Source organism: Bacillus sp. SIMBA_005, assembly GCF_046535585.1.
In the GTDB taxonomy this organism is placed as follows: Bacteria; Bacillota; Bacilli; order Bacillales; family Bacillaceae; genus Bacillus; species Bacillus pumilus.
This window is the reverse complement of sequence record NZ_JAWRWI010001084.1, coordinates 1-240: the sequence shown is the minus strand read 5'-3', so window position 1 is coordinate 240 and position 240 is coordinate 1. Positions and strand designations below refer to the sequence as shown.

The 240-nt window shown below is 72.9% G+C and carries 1 protein-coding gene; it reads left to right on the top strand.

Annotated features, from left to right (window positions below; genetic code table 11):
- Positions 1-225, top strand: a 225-nt coding sequence (locus SB660_RS23465; protein ID WP_410584981.1) for a hypothetical protein, incomplete at its 5' end; no start/stop codon positions are given.
- Positions 226-240 lie beyond the last annotated feature (15 nt).

The following is a 240-nucleotide window of genomic DNA, read 5'->3' as shown; positions in this document are numbered from 1 at the left end:
CAACTCGGGCAGCGCGTGGGCAACGCGATCGGCGCGGCGATCGCGCTCAGCCTCTTCTACTCGACGATCTTCCGGGAACAGGACAGCACCCCGCACGCCGAGGTCTACAACGACGCCTACGCGACCGGGTTGCTCGCGGTCGTGCTCTTCCTGGTGGCCTCGCTGGCCGTGGCCCTCACTGACCTCGGCGCGCGCCGCCGCCTGGCCCGGGCGGAAGCGGCATGAGCGCGGGCCGCCGCC